At 39.3% G+C, this 12,301-nt stretch carries 12 protein-coding genes; 4 read left to right on the plus strand and 8 right to left on the minus strand.

Going from position 1 to position 12,301, the window contains the following annotated elements; genetic code table 11:
- Nucleotides 1-37 precede the first annotated feature (37 nt).
- Both aroD and BABA_RS00140 read right to left on the minus strand, forming a co-directional pair.
- Nucleotides 38-802 carry a type I 3-dehydroquinate dehydratase gene (gene aroD, locus BABA_RS00135; RefSeq protein ID WP_007083071.1) on the minus strand — a complete coding sequence of 255 codons (765 nt, stop codon included), beginning with the start codon at nt 800-802 and terminating at the stop codon, nt 38-40.
- A 3-nt stretch (nt 803-805) separates the two neighbouring features.
- Complete coding sequence (locus BABA_RS00140) at nt 806-1,321, minus strand: shikimate kinase (RefSeq protein ID WP_007083072.1); 516 nt, start codon at nt 1,319-1,321, stop codon at nt 806-808.
- A 178-nt stretch (nt 1,322-1,499) separates the two neighbouring features.
- Here BABA_RS00140 and BABA_RS00145 point away from each other — a divergent pair, with 178 nt between their 5' ends.
- On the plus strand, nt 1,500-1,946 hold the full coding sequence (locus BABA_RS00145; RefSeq protein ID WP_007083073.1) for a carboxymuconolactone decarboxylase family protein: 447 nt from the start codon (nt 1,500-1,502) through the stop codon (nt 1,944-1,946).
- Between the two features lie 29 nt (nt 1,947-1,975).
- Here BABA_RS00145 and nikC read toward each other — a convergent pair whose 3' ends face one another.
- The 6 genes from nikC to BABA_RS00175 all read right to left on the minus strand — a co-directional run bounded on the left by nikC (nt 1,976) and on the right by BABA_RS00175 (nt 8,668).
- Nucleotides 1,976-2,875: a nickel transporter permease gene (gene nikC, locus BABA_RS00150; RefSeq protein WP_007083074.1), complete on the minus strand. Its 900-nt coding sequence runs from the start codon at nt 2,873-2,875 to the stop codon at nt 1,976-1,978.
- Between the two features lie 14 nt (nt 2,876-2,889).
- The gene (locus tag BABA_RS00155; protein WP_007083075.1) at nt 2,890-3,897 is read right to left on the minus strand and encodes an ABC transporter permease; all 1,008 of its coding nucleotides are present in this window, start codon (nt 3,895-3,897) and stop codon (nt 2,890-2,892) included.
- Nucleotides 3,898-4,029: 132 nt separating this feature from the next.
- Nucleotides 4,030-5,646: an ABC transporter substrate-binding protein gene (locus BABA_RS00160; RefSeq protein ID WP_007083076.1), complete on the minus strand. Its 1,617-nt coding sequence runs from the start codon at nt 5,644-5,646 to the stop codon at nt 4,030-4,032.
- Nucleotides 5,647-5,694: 48 nt separating this feature from the next.
- Nucleotides 5,695-6,663, minus strand: coding sequence for an ABC transporter ATP-binding protein (locus BABA_RS00165; protein WP_007083077.1), 969 nt, complete (start codon nt 6,661-6,663; stop codon nt 5,695-5,697).
- The gene (locus BABA_RS00170; protein ID WP_007083078.1) at nt 6,644-7,657 is read right to left on the minus strand and encodes an ABC transporter ATP-binding protein; all 1,014 of its coding nucleotides are present in this window, start codon (nt 7,655-7,657) and stop codon (nt 6,644-6,646) included. The genes BABA_RS00165 and BABA_RS00170 overlap by 20 nt, the downstream gene beginning before the upstream one ends.
- Before the next feature lie 246 nt (nt 7,658-7,903).
- Nucleotides 7,904-8,668, minus strand: coding sequence for a MerR family transcriptional regulator (locus BABA_RS00175; protein ID WP_007083079.1), 765 nt, complete (start codon nt 8,666-8,668; stop codon nt 7,904-7,906).
- Nucleotides 8,669-8,878: 210 nt separating this feature from the next.
- Between BABA_RS00175 and BABA_RS00180 the strand changes: the two genes are divergently transcribed.
- The 3 genes from BABA_RS00180 to BABA_RS00190 all read left to right on the plus strand — a co-directional run bounded on the left by BABA_RS00180 (nt 8,879) and on the right by BABA_RS00190 (nt 12,256).
- Complete coding sequence (locus tag BABA_RS00180; RefSeq protein WP_007083080.1) at nt 8,879-9,244, plus strand: DoxX family protein; 366 nt, start codon at nt 8,879-8,881, stop codon at nt 9,242-9,244.
- 115 nt (nt 9,245-9,359) lie between these two features.
- Entirely contained in the window at nt 9,360-10,457 is a 1,098-nt protein-coding gene (locus BABA_RS00185; protein WP_007083081.1) for a GIY-YIG nuclease family protein, read from the plus strand.
- Between the two features lie 308 nt (nt 10,458-10,765).
- Nucleotides 10,766-12,256, plus strand: a complete 1,491-nt coding sequence (locus BABA_RS00190) for a peptide MFS transporter (RefSeq protein WP_007083082.1) — start codon at nt 10,766-10,768, stop codon at nt 12,254-12,256.
- The last annotated feature ends 45 nt before the right edge of the window (nt 12,257-12,301 follow it).

The following is a 12,301-nucleotide window of genomic DNA, read 5'->3' on the forward strand; positions in this document are numbered from 1 at the left end:
TGCAAAAAAGCACCCCGTGGAGTGCTTTTTATGTTATTTATAAATTTGAATGTAGAAGATTGATGGATCTTCGAAGTTCTTTCACATCGATTTGACCTGGAGCAGATGCTTGCTTCGCCGCTCCAAACGTGAGGGCTGAGCCAAATAATTCCCCGGCTAAACGGCTTATAATTCCTTTGCCCCCCATAGACATTGTGATGATTGGTCTGTCAGCGTACTGTTCGTTCATTACGTTGGTTGCATCTAATAGTGTCAGCACATCTGCTGTAGAAGTTGGCATTACCGCCATTTTCGGTAAATCACCGCCTAATTCCTGAGCTTTCCGTAATCGGGCAATGATTTCATCTTTTGATGGTGTTTTTTCAAAATCATGATTAGAAAGAATAACGAATACCCCATGCCCATGGGCAGCTTCTATCAGTCTTTTGATATCCTGTTCATCATTAAATAACTCAACATCAATGATATCAACCAACCCGGTTTGAGCAGCAGATTTATTTAATTCTATGTAATATTCACTGCTAATTTCCTTTTCGCCGCCCTCTTTAGCACTGCGGAATGTAAAGATTAACGGTATGTCAACCAGTATAGCACGGATTTCTGCCGCAGCTTCCTTTACTTTCCCGATAACTTCAACTTGTTCAAAAAAGTCAATACGCCACTCAACAAGATCTAAATCTAAACTTTTTAGATATGCGGCTTCATCTTTTAATTCTGAAAGGGTGGCACCCACCATTGGAACACAAATTTTTGGTGCTCCTTCACCAATTGTCATCCCTCTAACGGTTATTGTTTTTATCATATTTCACACCTTCTCATTTACAGCATGTATGATCAAATCAGTAATTTCTTCGGGATCTTGGTCATCCGTATTCACTTTCAAATGATGTTTCGCATACACTTCCTGCCTTTTATAAAAAAGCTCTTCCATTTCTGATAATGACTTTCCTTTCAGCACTGGGCGACTGTCAATAATAAGGTTGAGCCGCTCTTTCCATTTATCAAAAGACAAATCTAGTAAAATAACAAAACTTGATGACAAGCAAACCTTCCTAATATCTTCTTGTAAAAAAGCCCCGCCGCCTAAAGATAAAACCTTTCCTTTCTGTTCGCAAAGACTAGTGATTACACTTTTTTCTTTATCTCGAAAAGCCATTTCTCCAATCTTTTCGAAAATATCCGAAACCTTCATTGCATATTCTTTTTCTATTTCTTCATCAATATCAATAAATTCACGACCCAGTTTTTCAGCAACCATCCTGCCGATTGTCGTTTTACCGACACCCATAAATCCTATAAAAACAATGCTTTTATTAGTCAAACTTTTCGATCCCCCTATAAAGATAAATTAAGAAATTTCAGTTTTTTGATTGGGATTATTATAGCCCAAAATCGCTTTTAAAAACAACAGCCACTTTAAGTGGTTATTATAGGATAAGCTAGATTTTGATTGATATAATAACAATGTTAAACAAAATTCAATATAGGGGGAAACAAGAATGTCACTACGATTTAATTATAGATCTGCCAACGAACCGGCCTTTCAAGCAATGTTGAAAATAGAAACATTTGCCTCAAAGAGCGGACTGGACAAAAGGCTGTATGAATTCATAAAAATACGTGCTTCTCAAATCAATGGCTGTGCCTATTGTTTGGATATGCACACAAAAGATTTGCGGGCAATGGGCGAAACTGAACAACGAATCCATTTAATTAGTGTTTGGCGTGAGTCCGGTGATTTTTTTACCGACGAAGAAAAAGCTGTGCTTGAGCTAACCGAGGCCGTAACGGAAATCTCTAAAGCTGGTGTATCGAAAGAATTATATGAAAAGGTTCGTACATATTTTGATGAAAAACAATATGTTGATATTATCATGGCAATAAATGTTATAAACAATTGGAACAGGCTGGCCATTTCCACAGGAATGTACCCGGAATGCTTCTAATATAAAAACTAGGCGGTGACTGCCACCGCCTAGTTTTTCATTTTCGGATCCAGTACATCACGGAGTCCATCTCCCATAAGGTTAAATCCAAGTACAGTTAGCATAATAGCCATCCCCGGAAAAAATAATGTCCAAGGGGCATTCGTAATGTAATTTTTCGAATCAGCGAGCATTTTCCCCCATTCCGGTGTTGGCGGCTGAGCACCTAAGCCGAGAAAGCCTAAAGCAGCTGCTTCGATAATAGCAGTGGCAATTGCCAATGTTGCTTGGACAATTACCGGAGAAATACTGTTCGGCAGAATGTGTCTTAAGAGTATTCTTGTATCCTTCATTCCAACAGCTCTAGCAGCCATGATATATTCCTCTTGTTTCACACTTAAAACCTTTGATCTGACAAGCCTCCCGAAATTCGGAATGTTGATAACCGCGATAGCAATAAGGGCATTTTTTAATGAAGGGCCTAGAATTGCAACAACCGCAATCGCTAAAAGAATACTTGGAAAGGCAAGCATAACATCAAAGACGCGGGAAATAATCGCGTCAACCCAGCGGCCATAATAACCGGCCACTATACCAAGTAATGTTCCAAAAACAACAGACCCTAACACCGAAAAAAATCCGACCCATAAAGAAATTCTCGCTCCGTAGATTACACGAGAAAAAATATCACGGCCAAAATCATCGGTTCCGAACCAATGCTTACTTGAGGGCGCCTGCATCCGATCTGCCAATACCTGTTCTTTAAAGCCATATGGTGCAATCAAAGGGGCGATAATGGCTATAATGATAAAAAATAAAACTATACATAATCCAGCTAGTGCTAAGCGATTTTTATAAAAGGATTGCCATGCCTCTTTCCATGGAGGTACTAGCTTTTCCTCGGCAGGTACAGCTGAGATGTCTGCTGTGTTTTTTGCTAATTCTACCACACATGATCCCCTCCTTATTTTGTAAATTTAATTCTCGGATCCACTATGACATATAATAAGTCAACAATTAGATTGATAAATACGAAGATGGCCGCAATGATTAAAATTCCAGACTGAATGACGGGATAATCACGATAGCCAATGGCGTCGTATAAGTAGCGGCCAATGCCCGGCCAGCTAAAGATGGTTTCTGTTAGGATGGCTCCTCCTAAAAGCAGCCCAGTCTGCAGTCCAATAACCGTGAGCACAGGAATAATAGCATTTTTAAGTGAATGCTTGTACACCACCCAAAACATTCTTAAACCTTTAGCTCTAGCAGTACGAATGTAATCAGATTTCATTACCTCAAGCATCGTTGCCCGCGTCATCCTTGCGATAATCGCCATCGGGATAGTGGCAAGAGCAATACTCGGTAAAATAAGATGCTTTATAACCGTAATAAATTGATTAAAATTGCCTTGTAGTAAGGTATCTATCATATAGAGATTGGTTATTGCTGTGATTGGATCCCTGACATCCTCTCTTCCCGTTGTCGGAAGCCAGCCTAATTCAATGGAAAAAGCCCATTGTTCCATTAAACCCAGCCAAAAAATCGGAAGTGATACACCAATTAAAGCAAGAACCATTGCAACATAGTCAAACCATGAATTTGAAAACCACGCGCTAATAATCCCGGCATTGACGCCAATGACAATGGCGATAATCATGGCAACAACGGTTAATTCCAACGTGGCGGCCAAGTAAGGCCATATTTCTCCATTAATCGGTAACCTGGTCTCCAGTGAAACACCTAAATCACCGTGCAATAAGGATTTTATATAATCGAAATACTGTATGTACCAAGGCCTGTCCAATCCCAGCTGTGCTGTTAAATTGGCGACTGCTTCCTTTGTTGCTCTTTGCCCAAGAATAACTTGTGCCGGATTCCCCGGAATCGCATGAATAATAGCAAAAACAACAAGGGTCATCCCGATTAATACTGGAATTAAGGCAAGTAATCGCCGGAATGTATACGTTAACATAACCATCACCTCTTTTTGAAAAAATACGAAAATAGAACCTCTCTACTTCGATGCTCCCCCCAGATTTCAGGCATAAACATCTCAGTAGTTAAGAAAAGGGGAGGCAATGCTCCCTCCCCTTTTCTACAATTACTATTTAAATTCCACTTTGCTTAAGCATTCTGAACCAGTTGGATGCGGGATGTAATTTTGTACATCTTTGGATGCAGCTAATAATGGTGTTGAGTGTACAAGCGGTACCCATGGAGCATCTTCATGGATGATTTCTTGAGCCTTTTTATAAAGCTCGTTCCGTTTTGCTTGATCTGTTTCTGTTTGCGCCTCAATTAAGATATCATGCAGCTCGTCGTTGCTGTAGTAAGCGTAGTTATTGCTGCCAATGGCGTCTTTATCAAGCAACGTGTAAATGAAGTTATCAGGGTCACCATTGTCACCTGTCCAGCCAAGCATAAAGGCATCGAACTCTCCTTTTGTTGCTTTTTCTAAATAAGTTGCCCAGTCCACTGATTTGATTTCTGCCGTTACGCCAATTTTGCTTAAGCTTTCTTGGATTACTTCAGCAACCTTTTGTGCTTCAGGCATATATGGACGAGCTACAGGCATTGCCCATAAATCCATTTTAAAGCCTTTTTCATAACCTGCTTCCTTCAATAGCGCTTTTGCCTTTTCTAAATCATACGGATACGCTTGAATGGCATCGTTATAGCCTTCAATGGAAGGAGGCATTGGGTTTTTAGCTGGAAGTGCTTTGCCGCCATAGAACGCATCAATGATGGCCTTCTTATCAATGGCATAGTTAATGGCTTGACGAACAAGTTTATTATCAAATGGTTTATGTGTATTCGTTAATCCAATATACCCAACGTTCATTGACGGACGTTCAATAATTTGCAGTTTGTCGTTAGACTTAACTGTAGCTTCATCAGAATTATTCAACCCGTCCATTACATCGATTTCACCTTTTGAAAGGGCGTTAAGACGAGCAGCATTTTCCGGAATAACGCGGAAGATGATCTTGTTTAACTTTGGTAAACCTTTTTGCCAGTAATCTGAATTCTTTTCAACGGTAATACGGTCTTTCTTTTTCCATTCAACAAATTTAAATGGACCAGTTCCAACTGGATGGCTTCTGAAATCATCGCCCCACTTTTTAACAGCTTCAGGGCTGGCAATTCCAAATGGAGACATTGCTAGGTTTTTCAAGAATGGAGCCTGAGGGCGTTTCAAGATGAACTGAACTGTGTTCGCATCAACAGCTTTCACTTCTTTAATGACATGCCCCTCATCTGCTTTATAGCCGCCAAACATCGTATAATAAGGGAATTTCTCTTCATCGCCATTCATCCAGCGCTCGAAGTTAAAGACAACGGCATCTGCATTGAAATCAGTGCCGTCATGGAATTTCACTCCTTGACGCAGGTGGAAAGTGTAAGTTAATCCATCCTCAGAAGCCTCCCATTTTTCAGCAAGCCCCGGTTGGACAGTAGTATCCTTCTCCCCATATTCAAGCAATGTTTCAAAAATATTTTCGGTTACTTTAAATGCTTCTCCCTCAGTTGTAGTGATTGGATCCAAGGAAGTGGAATCTCCACCGCGGCCATACACAAGTGTATCCTTTTTAGAACCATTGCTTGTGGCTGGTTCTTTTTTGCCGTCAGATTCGCTGTTGGTTTTGCTGTTACAGCCAACTAAAAACATGCTGATGGCTAATAAAGAAATCAACAGCAGTGTAAATGACTTTTTCTTCATAAGCTTTTTTCCCCCTAATTATTTGTTTTTTATCATAAATGTCGCATATCATTTGTTATATAAGTGACATGCCACAAAATGACCATTGTCTGCGTGTTCCGCAGGTCTAGCCGTTTTGCAAATATCCATTACCTGTCCGCATCTTGTGTGGAAGGCACAGCCTGAAGGAGGATTTGCCGGACTAGGCAATTCCCCTTCTATTAATATCGTTTTCTTTTTTAAATCAGGATCTGGCACCGGTACAGCTGAAAGAAGTGCCTTCGTATACGGATGCTGTGGATTTTCGTAAAGTTCTTCACTATCAGCTAATTCTATTAATCTGCCTAAATACATCACCCCGACACGATCACTGATATGACGAACCACACCTAAATCATGGGCGATAAATATGTACGTAAGCTGGAACTCCGTTTGAATATCCTTCATAAGGTTAAGAACCTGCGCCTGAATGGAAACGTCAAGGGCGGATACTGGTTCATCGGCAATAATTAGCTTTGGTTTTGTCATCAATGCTTTGGCAATTCCAATCCGCTGGCGCTGCCCGCCGCTGAATTGGTGTGGATAACGCTTCGCATGGTAGCTGCTAAGCCCTACTACCTCAAGCATTTCCCTTACTTGCTTCCGACGTTCCTCTTTCGTTCCGATTCCATGAACAATCAGAGGTTCTTCTAAAATTTGCTCAATCGAATGCCTTGGGTTTAAGGAAGCATAGGGATCCTGGAAAACCATTTGAATATCCCGGCGTGTTTTCCGTAATTCTGACTTTGACATGCTAGTAATCTCTTTATCTTCAAAAAGTATTCTTCCATCACTTGCCTCAATCAAGCGCATGAGTAATCGGCCAGTCGTGGACTTCCCGCAACCGCTTTCACCGACAATCCCAAGTGTCTCTCCTTTTGTCACATAAAAAGAAACATCATCAACCGCCTTGACCTCACCTTGTTTCCGTCCAAGAAGTCCTCCATTAATTGGAAAGTACTTTTTCAGACCATTTACTTCAAGAAGTAACTCCGACATGTTTGTCACTCCCCTCCTTCAAAGTATGTAAGAAACAACGCACTTCATGTCCGTCTTTTTCCATTTTAAATAATTCTGGTGCTTCTTCATGGCATTGTCCAAATACTTCAGCACATCTGGCTGCGAACCTGCATCCCTTTAGAACCGTGCCAGGAGCAGGAACAGTTCCTGGAATACTATAGAGCCTGTCTTTCTTTCCTCTTAAGTCTGGGACGGATTTCAATAGTCCTTTTGTATATGGATGCTGTGGGTCTTTGAGGATTTTCCTTACGTCGCCCTGTTCAACGATTTGGCCGGAATACATCACAATCACCCGCTCACAAATTTCCGCCACAACACCTAAATCGTGAGTAATCAGAATGATCGATGTGTTTGTTTTTTGATTTAAATCCTTCATTAGAGCAAGAATTTGTGCTTGGATTGTGACATCGAGAGCCGTCGTGGGCTCATCCGCAATCAGCACTTTCGGATTGCAGGCCATTGCCATTGCAATCATTACCCGCTGTCTCATCCCGCCCGAGAGCTGGTGGGGATGGTCTTTAAGAATTCCTTCAGCCCTTGGAATGCCTACAAGCTTTAGCAATTCGATACTGCGTACCTTTGCTTGTGATTTATTGAGGCCGGTATGTAACTGAATAGCTTCCATAAGCTGGTTGCCAATTGTAAACAAAGGATTTAGCGAGGTCATCGGTTCCTGGAAAATCATTGAAATCTGATTTCCGCGGATTTTTCGCCATTCCTTTTCAGAAATATTTTTCAGGTCTGTGCCTTCAAAAATAATTTCCCCATGCTCAATTCTTCCAGGAGGGGACGGAATAAGTCCCATTGTGGCTAATGACGTCACACTTTTGCCACTACCGGATTCACCGACAATCCCCAAGATTTCTCCCTCTTTCAATTCAAAATTAATCCCATCTACTGCAGCGACAAATTTCTTACCTGATTGGAATGAGACCTTTAAGTCTTTTATGTGAAGAATAGGGTCTTTATTCACTTTTACACCTACTTTATGTATTCTATTAAGCTAACACTTTTAAAATTATTATACTACTCTTATGAATATTAAGACTATTATGACATACATGATATAGGGGAATTTGTCGAAATTTGACTGTAGAACAAAAAAATACCTGACATGATTCGTGTTTTATCAAGAATCGTGTCAGGCATTGATTTTTCGATGATGTTAGTGATTCATCAAAATCCATTTTTTAGCTATTATTTTATACCTTTAATAAGGTCATTGTTTCATTCCCGTATAGATATGAATTGCATCTCGTAAAAATTCTGCTGTTCCAGGCTGTTCTTTATCATAATAGGCTGTAAATCTTTCATCATCGACATACATTTGCGCTAGGCCTGCATGGGCCTCCTTGCTGTATTCCTTCCAATAGTAGCATAGCCATTGTTTATGAAGGTCAGCGGCTTTTTGTGCTAACTCGCCTTCCGGATTGCCGGTTTTAAAGGCTTCGGCTAAGGTTTGAGTTACCTTTTCTGCTAGGGCTGTAACCTCCTCATGCTGCCCCTGCGTCATATTCATCACTTTCGCATTGGAGGCTTCTACAGTATCGTTGCCATATTTTTCACGAATTTCATTCCCATACTTATTCTCATTATCTTCAATCATTTTCTTCTTAAAGCCTTCAAACTTCTCTTTGTTTGACATATTTATTCTCCCTTCTGATAATGCGATTGTTTTATTTACATTCGCAATTAATAACTCTAATTGCTCCTTTTTCTCGAGGAGTTTCTCACGGTGCTCCCGAAGTGCAGCAGCGCTATCAAAGGATGGGGCAGTGACAATTTCCTTTATGCGATCTAAGCTCACACCAAGTTCCCGGTAAAATAGGATTTGCTGCAGGCGGTCTACCTCAGCTTGACCATAGATCCTATATCCTGACGAATTGATTCTCGCCGGCTTAAGAATTTCAATTTCATCATAATACCTTAAAGTTCTGGTACTGACCCCTGCTAAATGTGCCAGCTTCTGCACGGTATACTCCATTTCGTTCACCTCCCCATACATCAACCATACACCTTTACGCAACGTCAAAGTCAATCACTAAAATGCCCATTTGTATTTGTTCATTAAAAAATGGTGCCTGACACCATTACTCCTATTTACAACTAAGATAACCAATTAATGGTGTCAGGCACCATCTTCAAGTGATGTTTGTCCCGTATAGGACATACAGTTTAATAAAGGGGGTTTGACATGGGTATTTCTTTAAAGACAATTAAATTTATACGGTATGCGGTGGCGTATGTATTTATAACGTCTGGGTTGATGAAATTAATTAGTACTGAGTTAGCCAATGGTTTTCTCAATTTAGGCCTTCCCTATCCCCACATCATGCTACATGTTATAGTTGCACTAGAGATAGTTTGCGGGATGTTAATTTTGCTAAATAAAGCAGTAAAAAATGCAGTAATTCCTTTAATTGCTATCATGATAGCAGCTCTTCTATTAACAAAATTACCTTCCTTGCACACAGGCATTCTCCAATTTGCATTTAACGCCAGATTAGACATCGTCATGTTAGTCCTGCTTATTATTCTATATAATCGATATCCAAAATAAGAAAACCGCAAGCGCTCGTTTAAATAGGATGTTTCAGAGGGGAATTCCCAATGAGACATCCTCTTTTATTTGGGATAACTGTGATAAAATACAGTTATCAATGGGGGGAATTAACATGAACATAAAAGAGAAAGTAAAAAACCTTCCCTTAACACCTGGCGTTTATCTGATGAAAGATTCCCGAGGCAACATTATTTATGTCGGGAAGGCGAAAAATCTTAAGAATCGGGTCAGTTCGTACTTTCAAAATTCTAAAGCACACTCTGAAAAGATAAAAAAGCTTAAGACAAATATTGCTGATTTTAATTACATCCCTACAGATACCGAATTTGAAGCATTTATGCTTGAATGTAAATTGATAAGAGAAATAAAGCCCATTTTTAATAGAATGATGAAAAATTCACAATCCTATTGCTATATGATGATTCAAATGGACGGTAGCCACCAGAAGTTTGAAATTACCAATAGTGTTCAAAAAGATGGCAATCTTTATTTTGGCCCTTTTACAAGTAAACGTACTGTTGAAAAAGCAATCCAAGGTATAAAGGAATTCTTTAAAATAAGCTGCAGTTATCCAAGCTTTACGAATACCCCCTGCTTAAACTTTTCCTTAGGTTTATGTATAGGAATATGCTTCCTAGACACCGCAGTTGATCAGTATAAAAACATATTAACCAAGATCAGTGACTTATTAAATGGTACTGATACAGGCATTCTTGAAGAAATGGAACAAAGAATGGTCAAGGCATCCTCGAACTATGACTTTGAAACAGCAGCAAAATACAGAGACAATCTAGATGCCATACGTTCACTCATTTATAAAGAATCAGTGATTGAATTTACTGAAGCGAATAAAAATATAGTCGTCTTAGAATCCCTAGAAGACAATAGCCATAAAATTTTCCTCATTAAGGGGAACAAAGTTCTTTTTAGCAAAAAGTTTAAGGTGGCCGACTTTAACAGGGAGCAGCTTGTTAAGACAATCAATACAAGCGTATTATCCTATTTCAAGAATGACACAACTACCCACATAGATGTTAGCAGGGATGATATCGATGCAGCACAGATTATCTATAGCTATTTAAAAAGCAGTACCTGCAATTATTTAATTTTGCCTGATAATTGGAATAGGATTGATCCCTTTACAAAAATAGAGGATTTCCTTACCACAACTTTTCACTTAAAACGTGAAGCATCACCCCATCATTACTAAATTATTTCCCTATCAATCTTTAATTTATGATATAGCCCTCGGCGGGATATTTTGCCGGGGGCTTTTCATCATTTCCTTTAATAGGAAGATCTGTCCCAAATTAGCTTCCCTATTAATCTTTAAGAGTGAAAAATCGCCCTAATCAGAATAAATTTACTATTTTAAAAAAACTTTCTTTTATGTACCACAACTGATTATTACATTGAAATATCAAGGCTTTTAACCCTCGACAACTTATTTTCCAAAAAAAGTTTTTGACAATTCAAACATAAAAAAAGTATTATAGAATAACAAAAGGAGGTTGTACAATGTCAAACTTAAATAGACAGAAGATTGTGGAGAGTGTGCCTCAGAAAGGATTTTTTGGACATCCTAAAGGACTTTTCACTCTTTTCTTTACAGAATTTTGGGAACGATTTTCATATTATGGGATGAGAGCAATCCTCGTTTTCTACATGTATTATGAGGTCACTAAAGGTGGCTTGGGTATGGATAAGACCCTTGCACTTTCTATCATGTCCATATACGGATCACTTGTTTATATGTCCGGAATCATTGGCGGCTGGTTAGCTGACCGAGTTTTTGGTACGTCAAAAGCCGTGTTTTATGGCGGCATATTTATTATGTTTGGTCATATAGTTCTTGCCATACCTGGAAGTGTAACCATGTTCTTCATTTCTATGGTTTTAATTGTCCTTGGCACAGGATTACTCAAGCCAAACGTTTCTAGTGTCGTCGGTGAACTGTACAGTGAACAAGATAATCGTCGTGACGCCGGTTTTACCATTTTCGTTATGGGGATTAATATGGGGGCATTTATCTCTCCACTACTTGTTGGAGCAGTAATGGGCTATAGCTTCCACATAGGATTTGGTATTGCGGCTGTTGGTATGTTTTTGGGACTTGTCATTTTTATGTTAACAAAGAAGAAAAACCTTGGCCTTGCCGGTACAATCGTGGCAAACCCAATGTCGCCAGCTGAAAAGAAAAAAACCTTTACTATTTTTGGGTTAAGTGTTGTTGTTATTGCTATTATTTGTGCAATTTTAATTCCACAGGGACTTTTAACATTTAAAGGTTTCGTTAATTTAGTTACAATTCTTGGTGTTTTGATTCCAACTATCTATTTTGTTGTTATGTACCGCAGCCCTAAAACAACTGCTGTAGAACGTTCACGTATTCTTGCTTATATTCCACTATTTATTGCATCAGTTATGTTTTGGTCTATTCAAGAGCAAGGCTCAACCATTCTTGCCAATTATGCAGATGAACGTACGCAATTAGATTTTGCAGGAATTCATATTTCGCCTGCATGGTTTCAATCATTAAACCCACTATTTATTATCATCTTTGCACCTATATTTGCATGGATGTGGGTAAAATTAGGAAAGCGTCAACCATCGATTCCACAAAAGTTTTCTTTCGCTCTGTTTTTCGCTGGGATCTCATTCCTAGTCATTCTACTGCCAGCTTACTTTGGCGGTTCAGATGCAATGGTAAATCCTTTATGGCTAGTACTAAGCTATTTAATTTGTGTATTTGGTGAATTAAGCTTATCACCAGTAGGTTTATCAGCTACAACTAAGTTAGCGCCAGCTGCCTTCTCAGCACAAACGATGAGCCTTTGGTTCTTATCAAATGCTGCGGCACAAGCGCTCAATGCCCAAGTCGTAAGATTTTATACTCCTGAAACCGAAATGATGTACTTTGGTGTAATCGGTGGGGCTTCCATCGTACTAGGTTTGATCCTTTTAATGTTATCACCAAAAATTCAAGGGTATATGAAAGGCGTACGTTAATAAAAAAAGGTGCATTTCTCCTAACATTAAGAGGGAAATGCACCT

It is taken from the genome of Neobacillus bataviensis LMG 21833, from assembly GCF_000307875.1.
GTDB lineage: Bacteria > Bacillota > Bacilli > Bacillales > Cytobacillaceae > Neobacillus > Neobacillus bataviensis.

Bases quoted from the DNA above. Each gene is read 5' to 3' on its own strand.
- aroD (WP_007083071.1), bottom strand. From the start codon at position 802: ATGATAAAAACAATAACCGTTAGAGGGATGACAATTGGTGAAGGAGCA.
- BABA_RS00145 (WP_007083073.1), top strand. From the start codon at position 1,500: ATGTCACTACGATTTAATTATAGATCTGCCAACGAACCGGCCTTTCAA.
- BABA_RS00155 (WP_007083075.1), bottom strand. From the start codon at position 3,897: ATGTTAACGTATACATTCCGGCGATTACTTGCCTTAATTCCAGTATTA.
- BABA_RS00160 (WP_007083076.1), bottom strand. From the start codon at position 5,646: ATGAAGAAAAAGTCATTTACACTGCTGTTGATTTCTTTATTAGCCATC.
- BABA_RS00165 (WP_007083077.1), bottom strand. From the start codon at position 6,663: ATGTCGGAGTTACTTCTTGAAGTAAATGGTCTGAAAAAGTACTTTCCA.
- BABA_RS00175 (WP_007083079.1), bottom strand. From the start codon at position 8,668: ATGGAGTATACCGTGCAGAAGCTGGCACATTTAGCAGGGGTCAGTACC.
- BABA_RS00180 (WP_007083080.1), top strand. From the start codon at position 8,879: ATGGGTATTTCTTTAAAGACAATTAAATTTATACGGTATGCGGTGGCG.
- BABA_RS00185 (WP_007083081.1), top strand. From the start codon at position 9,360: ATGAACATAAAAGAGAAAGTAAAAAACCTTCCCTTAACACCTGGCGTT.
- BABA_RS00190 (WP_007083082.1), top strand. From the start codon at position 10,766: ATGTCAAACTTAAATAGACAGAAGATTGTGGAGAGTGTGCCTCAGAAA.